We start from the raw sequence: 20,524 nt of genomic DNA on the forward strand, positions 1-20,524 counted from the left end.
TGGTCAAAAGAGCATAAGCGATGAATAGATTCCGGGTTATGCCCCGATGCTGCCTCCTGTCGCCGCCCGGCGCGTACCGGAAACGCGGGAAGCCCGGAAACGGGAGGCGGGGAAAGAGCGGCGGGAGGGGGAGGCCGCGAGGGCGGACGGAGCGGAACACCCGAGGTGGGGCGGCCGGAAGCGGTGCTCCGGAGGCGGCGCCGCGGGCGGGCCCGCCGGAACCGGTTCCCGGAACGGGTTCCGGAGAGGGGGATGCCGGGACGCGCCCGGAACGGCGTGCCCAGGGACGGGCGACCGGCGGCTGGAGCGGCCCGGAAACGAAGAGATCCCCGGGTTCTGGACCCGGGGATCTCTGTTGGTGGACGATACTGGGATTGAACCAGTGACCTCTTCCGTGTCAGGGAAGCGCTCTCCCGCTGAGCTAATCGTCCTTGGAGGATCAGAGCGGAAGACGGGATTCGAACCCGCGACCCTCACCTTGGCAAGGTGATGCTCTACCACTGAGCCACTTCCGCGTGCTCCCCGGCCTGTCGACCGGGGCACGTGCGCCACTTTACCGGATCCTCACGGGTCCGGCGTCCGTGCGCCGAGGTGGAGACGGGATTTGAACCCGTGTACACGGCTTTGCAGGCCGTTGCCTCGCCTCTCGGCCACTCCACCAGCCGGACCCCGGGGGGTCCGCCGAGCGGAAGACGGGATTCGAACCCGCGACCCTCACCTTGGCAAGGTGATGCTCTACCACTGAGCCACTTCCGCGTGCTCCCCGGCCTGTCGACCGGGGCACGAGAAAACTCTAGCGCCTCCGGAGCGTGCTCGCGCGCAACCCGGGGACAACCAGGGGTCGATCGGGGGACGGGAAGGGGGTCCGGGCGGCCCTCGGCCGGGCGTCACCGGCCTCCCCGCGCATCGGGTACGGCTCCTCGGCCGGGCGTGGCTCCCGGCTGAGCATGATCTCCCGGCCGGGTGCGGCTCCTCAGCCGGGAACCACCGTGACGTCCGCCGCCCTGACGAACATGACCCGGTGGCCGAACTGGATCTGGTGGTAGCGCGTCCGGCCCGTGACGACGCGGTGGGACGCCGGGGAGAATCCGCCCGTGTGGAAATAGGACGCGCGGCAGGTCAGGCCGAGGCTGTAGAACTGCCCGGCCGGGAGGGTGTACTGCAGGGGGGCCGGCTGCTGCACCGGTATGCCCGGCGGGTAGGCCGAGGCCTCCGGGTAGGCCCTGCCGTACACCTTGACGGAGGCGAGGCCCGGGCGGGGCGTCACCAGGGGGCCGGAGGCGGGCACGGACCTGCGGGCGCCCGCCGGGTCGTAGAACCAGGCCCGCTGCCCGAGGTACCAGATAGCGGTCCAGTCGCCCCGGCGGCCGGCGAAGGCGTAGCGCTGGCCGGTGGAGGCCCGCCCCGCGTGGTCGTACACGCTGTAGGTGGACTCCCCGGTGGGGTGCTTGCCGGCGTCGCGGACCAGCGGTGAGGCGGGGGAGGGGCGGACGTGCAGCCAGACCGTGCCGGACCCGCGGCGGCACCGGCCCGACTTGGTGCAGCCGCTGAAGAAGGACGTGTTGGCGGCGTAGTCGGGCTTGATCATCACCGAGCGTGCCGCGTGCGCCGGGCGTGACGCGGCCGCCGCCGAGACGAGGGAGACCTCCCGGCCGCGTACGCCGGTCAGCGGGCTGCCGAGCAGCGTGAAGTAGTGGTCCCAGTCCCAGTAGGGGCCGGGGTCCTCGTGCATGCCCTGCACGGTCGCCGGGGTGGCTCCGGGCACGTTGTCGTGGCCGAGGATGTGCGCCCGGTCTAAGGGGACGTCGTACTTGCGGGCGAGGTAGCGGACCAGGCGGGCCGAGGCCCGGTACATCGCCTCGGTGTACCAGGCGCCCCCCCTGGCGAGGTAGCCCTCGTGCTCCAGGCCGATGGAGCGGGAGTTGAAGTACCAGTTGCCCGCGTGCCAGCCGACGTCTCCGGCCCGCAGGTGCTGGGCGATGTGGCCGTCGCTCGATCGCAGGGTGAAGTGCCAGCTCACGTACGTGGGGTCCTTGACCAGCCGGGTCATGACGTCGTAGGGCGACTCCCCGTCGTGGATGACGATGTAGTCGATCGGGCGGGTCCCCGGGTAGCGGTCGTGGTTGCCGTGTCCGCCCTTCTTCAGCCGCCGGTAGGCGGCCGGGATCCACTCGCAGGCCAGGGCGGGCGGGCAGTCGGGGGCGGCGGCCGCCGTCGCGGCGGGCAGCCCGGTCTCCCCGGGCCCCCGTTCCGGCGCGGCGGAGGGGTCGGCGGGCAGGACCACCCGCTCACCGTCGTCGGTCACCCGTGCGGCGCCGGAGCGGATCGTCGCGTACACCTCGTCGGCGAACATCGCCGCGGTCCCGGCGTCCGTGGCGCCGGAGTAGCGGGCGACCGCGCCGTACCAGCCCGCCGGGTCCGCCCCGGGCCGCGCGCCGGCGCGCCGCTGGTGGTCGGCCAGCAGCGCGGCGCCGCCCAGGATGTTGGCGGAGGGGTCACGCCGGAGCTCGGCGGGGGCGAGACCGGTCAGCTCCGCGGCCCGGTGCAGGGTGTCGGCGGGCGGTACGGCCGGCGGCACGGCGGTCCGCTCGCCCCCGGCGGCCTCCCGGACCGTGCCCCCGGAGGGCCGCGCGGTGTCCCGGGCCGCGCCGCCGGAGGGTCCGGTGGTGTTCCGGACAGTGTCTCCCGCGTCTCCCGTGTCTCCCGAGGGGCCCGCGCCGCCGGACGGACGTGCGGGGCGCGCGCCGGCCGGGACGCCCGCGGAGGGGTCGACCAGGTGCATCGGGCCGTACCCCGCCGACACGCTGGGCAGGCCGTTGTGGGTGTCCCACCGGGACTCCAGGTAGGAGACCGCCAGCAGCACGCTCTCCGGCACGCCGTACCTCAGCGCGGCCTGGGCGAAGGCCGCCTGGCGGCCGGCCGGGGACGAGGCTCCCGCGGGAGGGGGCGGGGCCAGCAGGGTCAGGGCGGCAAAGACGGTGGGGCCCGTCAGACGGCGCATGGTGTTCCTCCGGCCAGTTGACTACCCAGCGTTATGAGAGACTACTCACCGTCCCAGGGTGCGGGCGTCGTACGGCATAAGGGGGGATCTCTGCCCGGAAGCGGGCAGGAAAATTGGTAATTGACGTTGGTTATGCGTATGGTCCTGCCCTGTGGCCACGGCATGGCAGCACCATGAGGAGCTGATTACCCATCTGGTCCGGACGAACTCCCTCGGTCCGGGCGAGGCGGCGCGGGTCGTGGCGGACGTGCTGGCCTACTTCTCCGAGCCCGTCGAGGAGTTCGTCCGGCGTCGTCACGCCGAGCTCAAGGCCAAGGGGATGGTCAACGACCAGATCTTCCCCCGGATCGCCGCAGAGCTGCCCGCCCGCCGTGTCGCGGCACCTCGGCTCACCCTGCGCCAGCTGCGCCGGATCGTCTACGGGTAAGGAGTGCGACACATGTGCGGGATCGTGGCCTATGTGGGGCCGAAGGACGCGGCGCCGATTCTTCTGGAGGGCCTCGCGCGGCTGGAGTATCGCGGCTACGACTCGGCGGGGCTGGTGGTCTCCAACAGGGGTCTGAAGACGCGCAAGGTCAAGGGCCGGGTGGGCGACCTGGCCGCCGTGGTGCCCGCGCGTTTCAAGGGCACCCTGGGCATCGGGCACACCCGCTGGGCCACCCATGGCGCGCCCAGCGACGCCAACGCCCACCCCCACCTTTCCACCGACGAGCGCGTCGCGGTCGTGCACAACGGCGTCATCGAGAACGCCGACGAGCTGCGCGCCAAACTGGAGGCCGACGGCGCGGTCTTCGTCTCCGAGACCGACACCGAGGTGCTGGCGCATCTGATCGCCCGCACCGTCGAGGAGTCCGACTCGCTGGAGGAGGCGGTCCGCACCGCGCTCAAGCGGATCGTCGGCACCTACGGCATCGCGGTGATCGACGCCCGGCGGCCCGGTGAGGTGGTCGTGGCCCGCAACGGCAGCCCGATCGTGCTGGGCATCGGCGAGAAGGAGATGTTCGCCGCCTCCGACGTCGCGGCCCTGGTCCGCTACACCCGCCAGGTGGTCCACCTGGAGGACGGCGAGCTCGCTGTGCTGCGGGCCGACGGCTTCACCACCTTCGGCGGCGACGCGCGGGAGACCGCCAAGGAGCCGCTGACCGTCGACTGGGAGGCCGGGCACTACGACACCGGCGGCTACGAGCACTACCTGCTCAAGGAGATCTCCGAGCAGCCCGAGACGGTGGCCCGCACGCTGCGCGGCCGCCTCGACGACCGCTTCCACATCGCCCACCTGGGCGGCCTCAACATGGACGCGCGGGAGAGCCGGTCGTTCCGCCGCGTGAAGATCATCGGCTGCGGGTCCGCCTACTACTCCGGCCAGATCGGCGCCCAGCTCATCGAGGAGCTGGCGCGCATCCCGGCCGACGCCGAGCCGGCCAGCGAGTTCCGCTACCGCAGCCCCGTGGTGGAGCCCGACACCCTGTACGTGGCGATCAGCCAGTCGGGGGAGACCTACGACACCCTCGCCGCCGTCCAGGAGCTCAAGCGCAAGGGCGGGCGGGTGCTCGGCATCGTCAACACCGTGGGCAGCGCGATCGCCCGCGAGTGCGACGGCGGCCTGTACCTGCACGCGGGTCCCGAGGTGTCGGTGGCCAGCACCAAGGCGTTCACCTCGACCGCGGTGGCGTTCGCGCTGCTCGCGCTGCACCTGGGCCGGGTGCGCGACCTGTCCCCGGCCGACGGCCGCCGCGTCTGCGAGGGCCTGCGGCGGCTGCCCGGCCAGATCGAGGAGATCCTCGCGCTGGAGCCGCAGATCAAGGAGCTGGCGGCCAAGTACGCCGACACGGCGAGCATGATGTTCGTGGGCCGGGTCCGCGGCTACCCGGTGGCCCGCGAGGGCGCGCAGAAGCTCAAGGAGATCTCCTACGTGCACGCCGAGGCCTACCCGGCCAGCGAGCTCAAGCACGGGCCGCTGGCGCTGATCGGCCCGGAGACGCCGACCGTGGCGATCGTCCCCGACGACGAGCTGCTGGACAAGAACCTCACCACCCTGGGCGAGATCCGGGCGCGCGGCGGCCGGGTGCTCATGGTCGGGCACCGTACGGCGGACCCGAAGTTGGCCGACGACTGCGTGGTGGTGCCGAAGAACGAGATCGAGCTGGACCCGATCCTGCTGACGATCCCGCTCCAGCTGCTGGCCTACCACGCCGCCGTGGCGCTGGGCCGCGACGTCGACAAGCCCCGTAACCTCGCCAAGAGCGTCACCGTGGAGTGAGCCTGCCGTCCCTCCTCCCGGCGAGGCCGCCATATGTCACAGAAAGTGACATAGGTGTAACCTGAGGTATCGGGGGTCTCGGGGGGAGGGCGCGTCGTGCACCGCAGGCGGTTCTTCTCGTTCGCCGCCGGGCTCGCCGTCCTCGGCTGCTGCGGCGGCTGCGGCGGTCCGGACAGGCCGTTCACCGCCATGCTGACCCTCATCGTGCCCGCCGCCCGCGGGCACGACTGGGATCCCCTCGCCCGCGGCATGGCGGCCGTCGCGGGCGCCGAGGGGCTGGTGCGGGCGGCCGGGGTGGAGAACCGTCCGGGTGGCGCGGCGGGCGCCGCCCTGGAGGCGCTCGCCTCCCATGGGGCGCCCTACGGGACACCGTACGGGTCGCGGTCCGGGGCGCCGTCCGGGACGGCGTCCCGTGAGCGGTCCGCCCGCGACCCGCTCTCCCGCGAGCCGTTCTCCCGAGATGGGAGGCTGCTCCTCGCCGGGATGCCCGCGGTGGCCGGGGCGGAGATCGCCGACACCGCCGCCGTGGTCGACTCCACCACCCCGCTGGCCCGGCTGGCCGGCGACTGGGCGGCCCTGATCGTTCTGCCCGGCTCCCGCCTGCGCTCCTTCGAGGACCTCGCCGCGCTGCTGCGCCGCGACCCGGGCGGGCTGGTGATGGGCGGGCGCCTGGAGGGCGGCTCCGACCACGTGCTCTACGGCATGATCGCCAAATGCCTCGGGGCGGACGCCAGGCTGCTGCAGTACGCGGGATACCCCGCCGCCGCCGACGCCGTCGAGGCGCTCCGCGACGGCCGGGTGGGCGCGATCCTGGGCTCGGCGCGCTCCTTCACACGCGAGATCGCCGCCGGTCGCCTGCGGCCGCTGGTGGTCTCCTCCGCCGAGCGGCTCCCCGGGATCGACGCGCCGACGCTGATGGAGATGGACGTCCGGCTGGAGTACACCGACTGGTGCGGGGTGTTCGGCCCGCGGGGCATGAGCCCGGACGACCGGGACCGGGCCGTGGCCCTGTGCGACGCCCTCGACGCCTCGCCGCGCTGGCGGTCCCTGTGCGAGGCCGGGGGCTGGAGCCGGATCTACCTCAGCGGCGACGACTTCCGCCAGTGGCTGTCCGGCGAGACCGGCCGGGCCCGTGACGTGCTCCGTGATCTCGGTTTGCTCAAAGCCTTCGCCACAACCTGTTGGGGTAGTTGCGTCCGAAGCCACTACATGTAGGATCCTCGTCGTTGCCGGCTCGCCTTCCGCGTGGAGGCGAGGCAAGAGGGAACCCGGTGCGAATCCGGGGCTGCCCCGCAGCGGTGAACGGGAACGACCGCCGTCAGGAGCACTGGGCCATGCGCCCGGGAAGCGACGGCCAGTAGGCATGCGCCAGGCGCCCGTGAGTCCGAAGACCTGCCGGTGACGGGAAAGACGGGAGAAGGGGACCGGGCCGGGCGCCGGGGCCGCGTGAGGCGGCCCGGGGCGCGCGGCGCGGCCGCCTCTCCCGGCACAGATGTCCAGGGCCTCGAGGGTGGGCCCGCGGACGAGGCGGTCCGGCATGCCCGCGAACCGTTCTCCGACGCGTGCCCTTGACCCGGCGGGAGCCCTACGGGAAGAGCACCGAGCACGCCAGGAGGAAGCACGTGGCACCGATCGTGACCGAGGCAGCCGAGACGGCCGAGGGGACCGGGCAGGCACGCGAGGATCTGGCCGGCCGCCGGCTGGCCATCGAGGAGGCCGCCGCCCGGGTGGTCGCCGATCCGGAGAACTCCAGGGTCGCCGCCGGCCTGCTGGCCGGGCTGATCGCCGACGAGGCCGCCGCCCACGGCGTGCGGACCTTCGCCGGGTCCGTCGCCGCCGCCCACGCCGCCGGGCTGCTGCAGGACGGCCTGGCCGCCTTCGTCGCGGCGCACGCCGCCGAGCTGGACGCCCTCGTCGACGACGCCGCCGACGCCCGGTTCGAGTACTTCGGCCTGCGCACGGTCTACGACCGCTACCTGCTGCGCCACCCCGAGACCCGCGGCGTGCTGGAGCGCCCGCAGCACTTCTTCCTGCGGGTGGCGTGCGGCCTGTCGGAGACGGTGGAGGAGGCCGCCGAGCTGTACCGCCTCATGTCCACCCTGTCCTACCTGCCCAGCTCGCCCACCCTGTTCAACTCCGGCTCCCGCCGCCCCCAGCTGTCCTCCTGCTTCCTGCTCGACTCGCCCCGCGACGAGCTGGAGGCGATCTACGAGCGGTACGGGCAGATCGCGCGGCTGTCGAAGTACGCCGGGGGCATCGGCGTCTCCTGGACCCGGATCCGCTCGCGCGGCTCGCTGATCCGCGGCACCAACGGCCACTCCAACGGCGTCGTGCCGTGGCTGCGCACCCTGGACTCGAGCGTCGCCGCGGTCAACCAGGGCGGCCGCCGCAAGGGCGCGGCCTGCGTCTACCTGGAGACCTGGCACGCCGACATCGAGGACTTCCTGGAGCTGCGCGACAACACCGGTGAGGAGTCACGCCGCACGCACAACCTCAACCTCGCCAACTGGATCCCCGACGAGTTCATGCGCCGCGTCGAGGCCGACGGCACCTGGTCGCTGTTCGACCCCAAGGAGGTCCCGTACCTCACCGACCTGTACGGCGAGGCGTTCGACGCCGCCTACCGCGCCGCCGAGGCCGAAGGCCGGTACGTCCGCCAGGTCCCGGCCCGCGCCCTGTACGGCCGGATGATGCGCACCCTCGCCCAGACCGGCAACGGCTGGATGACCTTCAAGGACGCCGCCAACCGCACCTCCAACCAGACGGCCCTCCCCGGGAACGTCATCCACCTGTCGAACCTCTGCACCGAGATCCTGGAGGTCACCGGCGACGCCGAGACCGCCGTGTGCAACCTCGGGTCGATCAACCTCGCCGCCCACCTCGACGGCGGGCGGATGGACTGGGAGCGGCTGCGCTCCACCGTCCGCACCGCCGTACGGTTCCTGGACCGCACGATCGACCTGGGCTTCTACCCGACCCCCGAGGCCGAGGCCGCCAACCGCAGGTGGCGGCCGATCGGGCTGGGCGTGATGGGCCTGGCCGACGTGTTCTTCACGCTGCGGCTGCCGTTCGACTCCCCGGAGGCGCTGGAGCTGTCCACCCGGATCTCCGAGGAGATCGCGCTCGCCGCCTACGCCACCTCCTCCGACCTGGCCGTCGAACGGGGCCGCCACCCCTCCTACGACGAGACCCGCGCCGCCCGCGGCGTGCTGCACCCCGACCACTACGGCGCCGGACGGTCGGCGGAGTGGGCGGCGCTGCGAGCCAGGATCGCCGGGACGGGCCTGCGCAACTCGCTCATGGTCGCGATCGCGCCCACCGCGACCATCGCCTCCATCGCCGGCTGCTACGAGTGCATCGAGCCACAGGTCTCCAACGTCTTCAAGCGCGAGACCCTCTCGGGGGAGTTCCTCCAGGTCAACCGCTACCTGGTCCGCGACCTCACCGAGCGCGGCCTGTGGACCCCGCAGGTCCGCGACGCGATCAAGCGGGCCGACGGCTCGGTCCAGGACGTCCCCGGCGTCCCCGGCGACCTGAAGGCGCTCTACCGCACCGCCTGGGAACTGCCGCAGAAGGCGCTGATCGACCTGGCCGCCGCGCGCATGCCGTACATCGACCAGTCGCAGTCGCTGAACCTCTTCATGGCCACGCCGACCATCGGCAAGCTCTCCTCGATGTACGCCTACGCCTGGAAGTCCGGTCTGAAGACGACCTACTACCTGCGGTCCCGCCCGGCGACCCGGATCGCGCAGACCACCGTGGCCCGCGCTGACGCCTCCGACGCCTCCGACGCCTCCGTTCCGGAGGCCGTCGCCTGCTCGCTGGAGAACCCCGAGTACTGCGAGGCCTGCCAGTAGGGACCGCCCCGGCTCCTCGTCCCACCCGAACCTCTTCACCCGGAACCCACGGAGGGCTCTCCCGATGCTGCTCGACCCCGGAATGGACCTCACGCTGCGCCCCATGCGCTACCCGGACTTCTACGAGCGCTATCGCGCCGCGATCCGCAACACCTGGACCGTCGAGGAGGTGGACCTCTCCTCTGACCTGCCCGACCTCGCCAGGATGACGGCCGAGGAACGCCACCTGATCAACCGGCTCGTCGCCTTCTTCGCCACCGGCGACTCGATCGTGGCCAACAACCTGGTCCTCAACCTCTACCGGCACGTCAACGCCCCCGAGGCGCGGCTGTACCTCAGCAGGCAGCTCTTCGAGGAGGCGGTGCACGTCCAGTTCTACCTGACCCTGCTGGACACCTACCTGCCCGACCACGACGAGCGGGTCCGCGCCTTCGCCGCGGTCGAGCACATCCCCTCGATCCGGGACAAGGCCGAGTTCTGCTTCCGGTGGATCGACTCTCTCGGCGGGCTGGACCGCCTGGAGACGCGCGAGGACCGGCGGGCGTTCCTGCTCAACCTGATCTGCTTCGCGGCGTGCATCGAGGGGCTGTTCTTCTACGGCGCCTTCGCCTACGTCTACTGGTTCCGCTCCCGCGGCCTGCTGGGCGGCCTGGCCACCGGCACCAACTGGGTGTTCCGCGACGAGTCCATGCACATGGAGTTCGCCTTCTCCGTGGTGGACACCGTACGGGCCGAGGAGCCCGGACTGTTCGACGACGAGCTGGGTGAGCAGGTCACCCGGATGCTGGAGGAGGCGGTGGCCGCCGAGCTGGCCTTCGCCGCCGACCTGTGCGGCGACGGGCTGCCCGGAATGGAGGCGGAGCGGATGCGGCAGTACCTTGAGTACGTGGCCGACCAGCGCCTGGTCCGGCTCGGGTTGCCCGTCCGGTACGGCACCGCCAACCCCTTCGCCTTCATGGAACTGCAGGACGTACAGGAACTCGCCAACTTCTTCGAGCGGCGGGTTTCGGCCTACCAGATAGCCGTTGAGGGGAACGTCACATTCGACGAAGCCTTCTGAATACGCGGCGGGCCCGCGGGCAACCCCCATGGGGGACCGACGACGGGAGGAAAGCCGATCTTGTCCAGATGGATCATCATGCTCATCACGGTGCTCGCCGCCGCCGCCGCGGTGGAGGTGGTGCGCCGCGTGCTGCGGTCACGGCTGATCGGCGAGAGATGGGTCCTCGCCGGTCCGCTCGTGCACCGCTGCGCCTGGCCCGCCCTGACCACGGCGATCGTGGCGGCCGCCAAGACGGTCTACGTTCCGAGCATGGCCGAGGGATCGTTCGCCGACGGCATCGAGCAGGTGCTCAGCCTGGCCATGATCGGCGTCGTCTCCTGGCTGGTCATCGAGGCCGCCTACGCGGTCACCGACGTGGTGCTGGACCGGCTGGTGACCGTCCAGGGCGAGCGCAACCGGCGGGCCCGCCGCATCCGCACCCAGATCACCCTGGTCCGCCGGGTGGCCTCCGCGGTGATCATCGTGGTGGCGCTGGGCGCGATGCTCTTCACCTTCCCCCAGGTGCGCGCGCTCGGCGCCGGTCTGCTGGCCTCCGCCGGAATCGCCGGTGTGATCGTCGGCGTCGCCGCCCAGTCGACCCTGGGCAACATGCTCGCCGGGCTGCAGCTCGCCTTCAGCGACGCGCTCCGGCTCGACGACGTCGTGGTGGTCGAGGACGAGTGGGGCCGCATCGAGGAGCTCAGCCTCACCTACGTGGTGCTGCACCTGTGGGACGAGCGCAGGCTGGTGCTGCCGGTCTCCTACTTCACCACCAACCCCTTCGAGAACTGGACCCGCCACAGCAGCCGGGTGATCGGCGCGGTGATGCTCCGCGTCGACTGGTCGGTCCCGGTGGACGAACTGCGCACCGAGCTGTACCACGTCCTGCGCGAGCATCCGTTGTGGGACCAGAAGGACTGGGTCCTCCAGGTCGTCGACACCCTGCCCAACGGCCTGGTGGAACTGCGGGCGCTGATGAGCGCCGCCGACTCGCCCAGCGCCTGGGACCTCAAGTGCGACATCCGCGAGCACATGGTCAGGTTCATCCAGGAGAAGTACCCTGACTCGCTGCCCCGCTTCCGGGTGGACGACCGCGCCGCCTGACCGGCCGCGGCCCCGGGCCCCGTACGGCGGCCTCCCGGCACGGCGGGCCTGGCCGTACGGTGGGCCCCTACGCGGCCTGGCGGCCCGGCGCGGCCCCGCACCGTCATGACCGGGGAACGTCCCGGGAGAATTCACACGTGCGGATATCCGATGGTTTCCAGCTGACCACCGGCGACCATGTCGCCACCCTCCGGATCGACCGGCCCGAGAGGCGCAACGCGATGAGCGCGGCCATGTGGCGGGCGCTGCCGGACCTGCTCGCGCCGCTGGCCGCCGACCCCGGCGTGCGGGTCCTCGTGCTGACCGGCGCGGGCGGCACCTTCTGCTCGGGGGCGGACATCTCCGAGATCGCCGGTCTGGCCGACGGCGACGACGACACCGGGCTCACCGTCGCCGCCGAACGGGCGCTGACCGCCTTCCCCAAGCCGGTGATCGCGATGATCGAGGGGTTCTGCGTCGGCGGCGGCTGCCAGCTCGCCGTCGCCTGCGACCTGCGGGTGGCCGCCGAGGGCAGCCGCTTCGGCGTCACCCCGGCCAGGCTCGGGATCGTCTACCCGGTCAGTTCCACCCGCCGCCTGGTGGACCTCGTCGGACCGTCCGCCGCCAAGTTCCTGCTCTACTCCGCCGAGCTCATCGACGCAGGCCGGGCGCTGCGCACCGGCCTGGTGGACGAGGTCGTCGCCCCCGGCGAGCTGGCCGGACGGGTGTACGGCCTGGCCAGGACCCTGGCCGCCAACTCCCGGCTGACCCTGGCCGCCGCCAAGGAGATCGTGGAGGGCCGGGCCGGTGAGGCGCGGGTCCGCGAATGGCAGCGGGCCGCGCGCGAGGAGTCCGCGGAAGGGATCGCCGCCTTCCTGGAACGCCGCCCGCCCCGCTTCACCTGGACCCCGCCGGGACCCGGCGCCGTCCCCGGCGACGCCCGGGACGGCGTCTCCGGCGGCGGCCCGGACCGAGCCTCGGAGGGTGTCTCCGGTGATGTCCCCGGCGGCCTCTCGAACGGAGCCTCGGAGGAAGTCCCCGACGGCGTCTCGGACGGCTTCTCCGGCGACGCCTACTCGGGGGACATGACCTCGTAGAGGTTGCCGGAGTCGTCGCGGAAGAACAGGCCGCGCGGGCACAGCGGATGATCGACACGGCCGTTGGCGGGGTCGGCGGGGTGGCTGCCGTACGGCACGCCGCGCTCCCGGAGCCGGGACAGGACCGCGTCGAACGTGGCCGGGTCCACATCGAAGGCCAGGTGGTGTCCCTCGGGGTCCTCGACGGTCATGTAGTCGAGGGTGAGGGAGTCGTTGACCCGGACGGGCGCGAAGTGGCCGCGCATCCCGGCCGGGGGCAGGCACGCAAGGCCCATGACGTCGGCGAAGAACCGGGCCGCACGCTCGTTGTCGCAGGCGGGGACGATGGTGTGGTTCAACGTGACGGTCACTTCGGGCCCTCCTCGGCGGAGCCTCGACGGTTCGGGGCGGCGGTCATCTCGCGGTCCTCTCGGTGGAGTCCGGGCGGGCCAGCGCGCCGTGCACGAACACGTCCACGAGTTCGGCGACGTCCGGCGCGGTGTCGCCGGCCGGTCGCCTGCTCCCGGCGAACGTCAGGTCCATGAACAGCGCGGCCAGCCGTTCCGGGGGAAGGCGCAGCGCCTCGCGGTCCGGCTCGAACAGCTCGGTCAGCGCCTCGCGGGTCCGCCGGAGGGACGCCTCCCGGCCGCCCGGGGCGTGCGGCCCGCCCGGCCGGCCGGCGGCCGTCCCGTCGGCGGGTTCCCGGCTCGCGGCACCGGCCGGTGCGTCCGTACGGTCCCCGCCCGTGTCGTCGGCCGGTGCATTCGTACGGTCCCCGGCGGGGGAGGGGCGCCGGTCGTGGGACGACCGGTGGCCCGAGGCGTGCAGGGCGCCGAGGACCGTGCCGATCCGCGTCATGTGGGCCCGCATGGCCTCGGCCGCCTCGGTCAGGCGGACGGCGAGCGGCTGGTCGAGCGGGACGGCGGCGAGCTGTTCCAGCACGTGGTCGGGGCGGAGCGCCTCGGCCACGCAGGCGTCCAGCAGCTCGTCCTTGTCGGCGAACACCCGGAAGATCGTGGCCTCGCCGATCCCGGCGGTCCTGGCGATCTGGCTGGTGGTGACGGCGGTGCCGTACTCGGCGACCAGCGGGAGGGCGGCGAGCACGATCATCTCCCGTCGCCGCTCGGGGCTCATTCCCGGCGCTCTGCGCCGGGGGGATGTGGTTTCCATGCCTCTCAATCTATGGAGTGAGTACTCACTCCGTCAATGGAAAATCATGAACGAACTTTCGCGGGGAAGGCACGAGGATGCCGGATGACGCGGAGGATGTTCAGCGACATCGGTGTTTCGGAGAACCTTTCGCATCCCTGGTTCCGCGTGTCGCCGCCCCCGGGAGAGATTCCTCATCCTGCCCCGATTTCCTGCGGAAACGGTTCCCCGAACACGCCCCGTGACGGCTGATCACCCTCCATGATGTTCCCCACGAGGACTCGTCCCCTGCCTCCGATCCTCGACGGCGCGACGCGCCTACGCTGAACCCATCCCCCGAGGAGAAGAACCATGAGCAAGTTGGAGGACCGCGTGACCCGACTGGAGAACGACTTCAGGAGGCTCAGCACCGAGTGCGGACGCACGGCCTCACAGCGCGCCTACGAGGCACTGGACCCCGTCTACGCCCAGCTGAACACGGCGGATGAGCGGATCAAGCGGGTGGACGACTGGTTCAAGGGCCTGGACGACAAGGTCGTCGACCTAGGTGTCCAGACCGGGGAGCTGAAGGCCGTGGTGACCGGCCTCGACACCAGGGTCACGGGCCTCGACCGCAGGGTCGGCGAGCTCGGTACCAAGGTCTCCACGCTCGGCACGCAGGTCGTCACGCTGGACAAGCGTGTCTCCGATCTCGGCACGCAGGTCGTCACGCTCGACAAGCGTGTCTCCGATCTCGGCACGCAGGTCTCCGATCTCGGCACGCACGTGTCCAAGCTGGACGGCAAGATCGCCAGGTTGGACATCAGGGTCACCATGCTCGACGACCGGGTCTCCACGCTGGACGACAAGGTCTCCAAAGTGGACAAGCGCGTCTCCGTGCTGGACACCAGGGTCTCCATGCTGGGCGACCGCGTCTCCGAACTCGGTGAGCAGGTCTCCAAGCTCGACAAGCGGGTCTCCGTGCTGGACACCAGGGTCTCCAAGCTGGATGATCGGGTCTCCAAGCTCGACGATCGCGTCTCCAAGCTGGATGATCGCGTCTCCAAGCTCGACGATCGGGTCTCCGTGCTGGACACCAGGGTCTCCAAGCTGGACACCAAGGTCGATCTCCTCCGCGAGGAGATGAACGCCAAGTTCGCCGCCGTCGACGAGCGCATGAACGGGCTGGAGACGCGGATGGGTGAGATGGCCGCGTTCAACGCGACCATGTTCCAGGCGATCCTCGACCGGCTTCCGGAGAAGCCCTCCGTCAACTGATCCGCCCCTCCGGGCACCGGGCCGCTCCGCGCGCGGCCCGGCACCCGGGACGCCGGTCAGCCGACGCGGCCGGGGTCCGGTCCGGACGCCGTTCAGCGGCCCGGCTCCCAGGCCGCCCGTCAGCGGTCGATGATCTCGTTCTTGCCGATGACCACGATCCCGTTCCTGGTGACCGCGAACCGGCTGCGGTCGTACTCGGGGTCGAAGCCGATCCGCGCTCCGTCGGGGATGACCACGTTCTTGTCGATGATCGCCTTGCGGACGACGGCGCCCCGGCCGATCTTCACGTTGTCCATCAGCACCGAGTCCTCCACCCGCGAGTGCGAGTGCAGCACCACGCCGGGGGAGAGGATCGAGTGGTCCGCCAGGCCGCCGGAGACGATCACACCGGCGGACACCAGGGAGTCGATCGCCCGCCCGACCCGGTCGCCCTCGTTGTGGACGAACTTGGCCGGCGGGAGCGGGTCGTGCCAGGTGTAGATCGGCCACTGCTGGTTGTACAGGTTGAAGACCGGGTGCGGCGAGATGAGGTCCATGTGGGCCTCGTAGAAGGCGTCGAGCGTTCCGACGTCCCGCCAGTAGCCCCGGTCGCGCTCGGTGGAGCCGGGCACCACGTTGTCGGCGAAGTCGTACACCTGGGCGCTGCCGGACTTCACCATCATCGGGATGATGTTCCCGCCGAGGTCGTGCTTGCTGGTGGGGTCGAGCGCGTCCTCGCGGAGCGCGTCGAGCATCGCCTGGGTCTTGAAGACGTAGTTGCCCATCGACGCGTACACCTGGTCGGGGGCGTCGGGCAGCCCCACCGCGTCCTTGGGCTTCTCGCGGAACGCGACGATCCGCCGCCCGGCCGGGTCGGCCTCGATCACCCCGAACTGGTCGGCGAGCGACAGCGGCTGCCGGATGGCCGCCACCGTCACGTCGGCGCCGGAGTCGATGTGCTGCTCCACCATCTGCCGGGGGTCCATCCGGTAGATGTGGTCGGCGCCGAACACGATGACGTGCTCCGGCATCTCGTCGTAGATGAGGTTCAGGTTCTGGAACAGCGCGTCGGCGGACCCGGAGAACCAGTGCGGGCCCAGCCGCTGCTGCGCGGGCACGGGCGTGACGTAGTTGCCCAGCATGGTCGACAGCCGCCAGGTACGGGAGATGTGCCGGTCGAGGCTGTGGCTCTTGTACTGCGTCAGCACCACGATCTTCAGATACTGGCCGTTGGCGAGGTTCGACAGCACGAAGTCGACGAGCCGGTATATCCCCCCGAACGGCACCGCCGGCTTGGCCCGGTCAGCCGTGAGCGGCATCAGCCGCTTGCCTTCGCCGCCGGCGAGGACGATCGCGAGGACTCTCATGCACCCGACCCTAACCTGATGAACAGGGATGAAACACTACGCTGATCATATGCGCGTTGATCTGCTGAGCCGCGAGTATCCCCCAGAGGTGTACGGCGGCGCCGGTGTCCATGTCGAGTACCTCGCCCGCGAACTGCGGAGGCTGGCCGAGGTCCGGGTGCGCTGCTTCGGGGCGCCCCGGACCGAGGAGGGGGTGGCGGCCTACCGGACGCCGGCCGGGCTGGAGGAGGCCAACGCCGCCCTCCAGGTCCTCGGCGTCGATCTGGAGATGGCGGCGGCCTGCCAGGGCGCGGACCTGGTGCACAGCCACACCTGGTACGCCAACTTCGCCGGTCATGTCGCCAAGATGCTGTACGGCGTCCCGCACGTGGTGACCACCCACAGCCTGGAGCCGCTGCGGCCGTGGAAGGCCGAGCAGCTCGGCGGCGGTTACACCCTGTCGTCCTGGGCCGAGCGCGGCGCGCTGGCGAGCGCCGACGCGGTCGTCGCGGTCTCGGAGGGGATGCGCCGCGACGTGCTGGCCGCCTATCCGGAGGTGGCGCCGGAGAGGGTCAGGGTGATCCACAACGGGATCGACACCGCCCAGTACGCCCCCGACGCCGACACCGGCTTCCTGTCCAGGCACGGCATCGACCCGGCCCGGCCGTACGTGGTGTTCGTGGGCCGGATCACCCGGCAGAAGGGGCTGGTCCACCTGCTGCACGCGGCCCGGAGCCTGCGGCGCGACGCCCAGCTCGTGCTCTGCGCGGGCGCGCCGGACACCCCGGAGATCGCCGAGGAGGTGACCGGGCTGGTCCGGGGGCTGGAACGCGAGCGCGAGGGCGTGGTGTGGATCTCGGAGATGCTCCCGCGCCCCGAGGTGATCCAGATCCTGACCCACGCCACGGTGTTCGTCTGCCCCTCGGTCTACGAGCCGATGGGCATCGTGAACCTCGAGGCCATGGCCTGCGAGACCGCCGTGGTGGCCACCGCCACCGGCGGCATCCCCGAGGTCGTGGCCGACGGGTCGACGGGCCTGCTCGTGCCGATCGCGCAGTCCACCGCCGACGGCTCGCCCGACGATCCCGAGCGGTTCGCCGCCGACCTCGCCGAGCGGGTCAACCGCCTGCTGGACGACCCGAAGCTGGCCGCCGAGCTGGGCGCGGCCGGGCGCGCGCGGGCCGTGGAGCACTTCTCCTGGTCCAGGATCGCCGAGCGGACGATGGACCTGTACCGGTCGGTCGCCGCCCCCTGACGACGTCGTCCCGGCCCGGACCGCGCCGCCGCGCGGTCCGGGCGGACGGCCGGGACGGCCGAGCGGACGACGGACCCGCGCCGGCCGGTCGCCGCCGCCGGGCCGCCGCCGGGCCGCCGCCGGGTCAGCGGCTTCAGCGGCTGATGAAGCTCAGGATGACGTTGTGGGCGTGGTGGGCCTTCTCGTCGCCGCGGAACTCCACCTCGTAGGTGTGGGTGCCCACGTGGACCGCGATGGCGCCGGAGGAGAAGAACCCGCCCGCGAGGGACTTGTTGCTCACCACGCTGACGGCCGAGATCTTGCTGTAGGGGATGCTCGTGATGGCGATCTTCTTGCCCACGAACGACTTGTCCTGGACGATCACCCGCCTGTCGGTGAGGCCGAGGAACCCGGTGCCGGTGCCGATGGCGTCGTAGACGGCGATGATCTGCTCGCCGGGCATCAGGCCGCTCTCGATCTGGCGGAGCTGCTCCTTGCGGTCGTACGCGATCTGCGTCATGAGCTTCCTCGCGATCTGTCGGGGGAACCGGCGGAACGGAAGGTCCGCGCCGCCTGTGAAACGAACGCGGAGGGGGAGGGGTTCCGCCGGGTAGGTAAGGTCGGGGCCGTGAACGTTCAGATGAGGATCACGGACCGTCACGGAGGCGTGAGCGCCGCGCCGTACGACACCCGCAACCTCGGCGGCGCGTGCGGGGACGACCCCGCGTCGGTCGCGGCCAACCGGGCCCGTACGGCGGCGGAGTTCGGGCTGGAGCGGGTCGTGTTCATGCGGCAGGTCCACAGCGCCGACGTCCGCTACGTCACCGAGCCCTTCGGTGACGACCCGCCGCCGCTGGACGGCGTCTGCACCGACGTCCCCGGCCTGGGCCTGACCGCGCTGTGCGCCGACTGCGCGCCCGTCCTGCTGGCCGATGCGGAGGCGGGCCTGGTGGGCGCGGCGCACTCCGGGCGGGCCGGCACCGTCTCGGGCGTGGTCCCGGCGCTGGTGGCGGAGATGGCGGCGCACGGTGCCGAGCCGGGCCGGATGACCGCCCTGATCGGCCCGATGGCCTGCGGGAGCTGCTACGAGGTGCCGGAGGAGATGCGCGCCGAGGTCACGGCGGTCGTCCCGGAGGCGTGGTCGATCACCCGCCGCGACACCCCCGCCCTCGACCTGCGGGCCGCGATCAACTCGCAGCTCGCCAAGGCGGGCGTCGGCGAGATCACCCACGACACGCGCTGCACCATCGAGAGCCCCGAACTGTTCTCCCACCGCCGCGACGCCGTGACCGGCCGCTTCGCCGGCTACGTCTGGCTGGAGGAGGACTAGCCGGCGGTCGTTCACCGGGCCGGTTGTCCTGCCTTCGCGGCGGCATGGCGGCTCCATGCGCCGCCGCTCTCGTCAAAGGAGCCGGGGCCGGCGTCGTACCGGCCTGCGGGGGGCCGCCGGCCGGTCAGCGTCCGATGGGGATCCCCGGGTAGGCGCCTCCGTTCAGCACCTCCAGCGTGATGCTCGTGCGGTCGTCGGGCGGGGCCGGGTAGTAGACGTAGGCTCTGCCGGTCTCGCCCTCCTCCAGGGCGGGCACGTAGTTCTCGACGAACTCCGTGTACATCTTGAGCGGGTGGTAGCGCGCCTTGGTGGCCGGATCGACGAGGATGAACGCGCCGAAATCGGAGCCGGAGGAGAACTCGTGGTCCCACCCGGAGAAGGGGGCGGGGACCGGGATGAACGTGCCCTTGTTGACCTTGGTGATGTCGAAGGAGGCCACCACGTAGGCGCCGTCGCGATAGAGCGGCAGCACGTCCACCTTGAGCTGGTCCGTCTGGTTGTGGAATGACCAGGTGAAACCGGCCGCCCGCGCTCCCGGATCGGCGCGGAAGGGGGCCAGCGCCACGGTGGAGCCGCGTACCAGGTCGGTGGACGGGCCCGTGGTGGTGGTCACGTCCGGGCCCTGCCGCTTGATGGAGTAGGAGATCTCCACGCGGCGGTTTCTGGCCCGCCCCGCGGGATTGTCGCTCCCGTCCTTCTTCTGGTTCTTGGCGATCGGCTCGCTCTCGCCCTTGCCTTCCGGTTTGTACTGATAGTCGGTGCCGAGCCTGGCGGCCAGGTACTCCTGCACGGCCCGGGCCCGCTTGACCGACAGTGTCTGGTTGTAGCCGTCGTCGCCCTTGTCGTCGGTGTGGCCGATGATCGTGATGGGCGGTTTGGCGGGGTCGGCCCGTCGTCTGGTCTCCTCGGCCACGTCATCGAGTACGGCCGCCGCCTTCGCGCTCAGACGCGCTTCGTCGAAGGCGAACAGCACGTCGGTGCGCAGGCCGATCGTCTCCTTGTCCCCCTCCTGCGTGGTGCTCCTCACCGGCGTCTCCACCAGTTCGTTCAGGTCGGAGACGCCCGACCAGATCTTCCCGTTCGGTACGACGACGGGCCACTGGAACGTGTCGCCGGCCTTCGGCTCGGAGGAATCGCGTTCACGGGCGGCCGGTTCGGCGCCTCCGTCGGTGACCGGGATGCCGGTCATCGGGCCCATCGGCATGTCGGGCACGATCGACACCGCCTCGGCGGTGGCGGGAAGCGGCGGGAAGTAGACCTCGACCGGGTAGCGCACGCTCGGCACGAAGTCATCGGGGTAGGCGCCGGCGGGCGGGAGGTGCCTGGTGCCGAAGGCCTCGCCGTCGCCGTCGTTCTCGCGCAGGGTGAAGTACACCTTCCTGCCGACCGGGTCGAGCAGCCTGAACCTGGCGAAGGAGGCCGGCAGGATGCCGTAGCCGAAGTCGCCGATGGCGTTGGAGGTCGCGGTGGTCATGATCTCCATGCGTAACACGGTCAGCCCGGCGTGCCGCTCGATGGCCCGCACCTCGATCCTGAACGGGTTGGTGGCGTTGGCGCCGACCATGCCCTCGCTCACGTGACTTCCCGCCGCCGCGACCGGGGCGGAGGGCGGCGCCGAGGAGGTGGCGCCGGAAGCCGGGGCGGAGGGCGACGCCGGGGGAGCGGTGCTGGAGGCGGCGGCCGACGGGGTGCCGGGCACCGGCTGATCCTCCGGCCCGCATGCGCAGGCCAGGGCCGCCGTGACCAGGAGAGCGGTCGCTTTCAACAGGCGCATGCCAAAAAGCCCCTCTCTGTCTGACAAGTCAGCACTTCAGGGTATAGATCATCTGTGTGGCACGCCTGTAGATCGGTCGAACTCGCACGTCGGCACGCTGGGCCGACCCGCCGGGCGCCCGGTTCCCGGTACCGGT

General features: G+C 71.5%; 16 protein-coding genes, 4 tRNA genes and 1 riboswitch. Of the genes, 10 read left to right on the top strand and 10 right to left on the bottom strand.

What is annotated here, in order from left to right:
• Nucleotides 1–356: 356 nt before the first annotated feature.
• The 5 genes from ACFYSC_RS32985 to ACFYSC_RS33005 all read right to left on the bottom strand — a co-directional run bounded on the left by ACFYSC_RS32985 (nt 357) and on the right by ACFYSC_RS33005 (nt 3,001).
• A tRNA-Val gene (locus tag ACFYSC_RS32985) sits at nt 357–431 on the bottom strand.
• A 12-nt stretch (nt 432–443) separates the two neighbouring features.
• Nucleotides 444–515: transfer RNA gene (locus tag ACFYSC_RS32990), tRNA-Gly, on the bottom strand.
• Between the two features lie 74 nt (nt 516–589).
• Nucleotides 590–660 (bottom strand) — tRNA-Cys (locus tag ACFYSC_RS32995).
• 24 nt (nt 661–684) lie between these two features.
• A tRNA-Gly gene (locus ACFYSC_RS33000) sits at nt 685–756 on the bottom strand.
• Between the two features lie 217 nt (nt 757–973).
• Nucleotides 974–3,001 (bottom strand): N-acetylmuramoyl-L-alanine amidase, encoded by a 2,028-nt coding sequence (locus tag ACFYSC_RS33005; protein ID WP_389969425.1) that lies wholly within the window; start codon nt 2,999–3,001, stop codon nt 974–976.
• Nucleotides 3,002–3,152: 151 nt separating this feature from the next.
• Here ACFYSC_RS33005 and ACFYSC_RS33010 point away from each other — a divergent pair, with 151 nt between their 5' ends.
• The 7 genes from ACFYSC_RS33010 to ACFYSC_RS33040 all read left to right on the top strand — a co-directional run bounded on the left by ACFYSC_RS33010 (nt 3,153) and on the right by ACFYSC_RS33040 (nt 12,340).
• The gene (locus ACFYSC_RS33010; protein WP_389969427.1) at nt 3,153–3,428 is read left to right on the top strand and encodes a hypothetical protein; all 276 of its coding nucleotides are present in this window, start codon (nt 3,153–3,155) and stop codon (nt 3,426–3,428) included.
• 12 nt (nt 3,429–3,440) lie between these two features.
• Nucleotides 3,441–5,261, top strand: a complete 1,821-nt coding sequence (gene glmS, locus ACFYSC_RS33015) for a glutamine--fructose-6-phosphate transaminase (isomerizing) (RefSeq protein WP_389969429.1) — start codon at nt 3,441–3,443, stop codon at nt 5,259–5,261.
• Nucleotides 5,262–5,357: 96 nt separating this feature from the next.
• The gene (locus ACFYSC_RS33020; RefSeq protein ID WP_389969431.1) at nt 5,358–6,476 is read left to right on the top strand and encodes a Bug family tripartite tricarboxylate transporter substrate binding protein; all 1,119 of its coding nucleotides are present in this window, start codon (nt 5,358–5,360) and stop codon (nt 6,474–6,476) included.
• Nucleotides 6,475–6,676, top strand: a riboswitch (cobalamin riboswitch). Its footprint overlaps the gene before it by 2 nt.
• Nucleotides 6,677–6,883: 207 nt before the next feature.
• Nucleotides 6,884–9,118, top strand: a complete 2,235-nt coding sequence (locus ACFYSC_RS33025; RefSeq protein ID WP_389969433.1) for a ribonucleoside-diphosphate reductase subunit alpha — start codon at nt 6,884–6,886, stop codon at nt 9,116–9,118.
• A gap of 64 nt (nt 9,119–9,182) precedes the next feature.
• Entirely contained in the window at nt 9,183–10,178 is a 996-nt protein-coding gene (locus tag ACFYSC_RS33030) for a ribonucleotide-diphosphate reductase subunit beta (protein ID WP_362936334.1), read from the top strand.
• 60 nt (nt 10,179–10,238) lie between these two features.
• On the top strand, nt 10,239–11,264 hold the full coding sequence (locus ACFYSC_RS33035) for a mechanosensitive ion channel family protein (protein WP_389969435.1): 1,026 nt from the start codon (nt 10,239–10,241) through the stop codon (nt 11,262–11,264).
• Nucleotides 11,265–11,401: 137 nt separating this feature from the next.
• Nucleotides 11,402–12,340: an enoyl-CoA hydratase/isomerase family protein gene (locus ACFYSC_RS33040; protein ID WP_389969437.1), complete on the top strand. Its 939-nt coding sequence runs from the start codon at nt 11,402–11,404 to the stop codon at nt 12,338–12,340.
• Here the strand turns inward: ACFYSC_RS33040 and ACFYSC_RS33045 are convergent.
• Complete coding sequence (locus ACFYSC_RS33045) at nt 12,316–12,690, bottom strand: VOC family protein (protein WP_389969439.1); 375 nt, start codon at nt 12,688–12,690, stop codon at nt 12,316–12,318. The two genes, ACFYSC_RS33040 and ACFYSC_RS33045, sit on opposite strands and share 25 nt — an antisense overlap.
• 43 nt (nt 12,691–12,733) lie before the next feature.
• Complete coding sequence (locus ACFYSC_RS33050; protein WP_389969441.1) at nt 12,734–13,489, bottom strand: TetR/AcrR family transcriptional regulator; 756 nt, start codon at nt 13,487–13,489, stop codon at nt 12,734–12,736.
• 330 nt (nt 13,490–13,819) lie between these two features.
• On the opposite strand from ACFYSC_RS33050, the gene ACFYSC_RS33055 reads away from it, so the two are divergent.
• Entirely contained in the window at nt 13,820–14,725 is a 906-nt protein-coding gene (locus tag ACFYSC_RS33055) for a hypothetical protein (RefSeq protein ID WP_389969443.1), read from the top strand.
• Between the two features lie 119 nt (nt 14,726–14,844).
• Here ACFYSC_RS33055 and glgC read toward each other — a convergent pair whose 3' ends face one another.
• Entirely contained in the window at nt 14,845–16,071 is a 1,227-nt protein-coding gene (gene glgC, locus ACFYSC_RS33060) for a glucose-1-phosphate adenylyltransferase (protein ID WP_389969445.1), read from the bottom strand.
• Nucleotides 16,072–16,120: 49 nt separating this feature from the next.
• Between glgC and glgA the strand changes: the two genes are divergently transcribed.
• Nucleotides 16,121–17,305 carry a glycogen synthase gene (gene glgA, locus ACFYSC_RS33065; protein WP_389969447.1) on the top strand — a complete coding sequence of 395 codons (1,185 nt, stop codon included), beginning with the start codon at nt 16,121–16,123 and terminating at the stop codon, nt 17,303–17,305.
• A gap of 133 nt (nt 17,306–17,438) precedes the next feature.
• Here glgA and ACFYSC_RS33070 read toward each other — a convergent pair whose 3' ends face one another.
• Complete coding sequence (locus tag ACFYSC_RS33070) at nt 17,439–17,804, bottom strand: PH domain-containing protein (protein WP_179827625.1); 366 nt, start codon at nt 17,802–17,804, stop codon at nt 17,439–17,441.
• Nucleotides 17,805–17,924: 120 nt separating this feature from the next.
• On the opposite strand from ACFYSC_RS33070, the gene pgeF reads away from it, so the two are divergent.
• On the top strand, nt 17,925–18,614 hold the full coding sequence (gene pgeF, locus ACFYSC_RS33075) for a peptidoglycan editing factor PgeF (protein WP_389969582.1): 690 nt from the start codon (nt 17,925–17,927) through the stop codon (nt 18,612–18,614).
• Between the two features lie 124 nt (nt 18,615–18,738).
• Here pgeF and ACFYSC_RS33080 read toward each other — a convergent pair whose 3' ends face one another.
• Entirely contained in the window at nt 18,739–20,388 is a 1,650-nt protein-coding gene (locus ACFYSC_RS33080) for an OmpA family protein (RefSeq protein ID WP_389969449.1), read from the bottom strand.
• Nucleotides 20,389–20,524: the final 136 nt, after the last annotated feature.

The sequence above is a fragment of the Streptosporangium sp. NPDC004379 genome (genome assembly GCF_042873875.1).
GTDB lineage: Bacteria > Actinomycetota > Actinomycetes > Streptosporangiales > Streptosporangiaceae > Streptosporangium.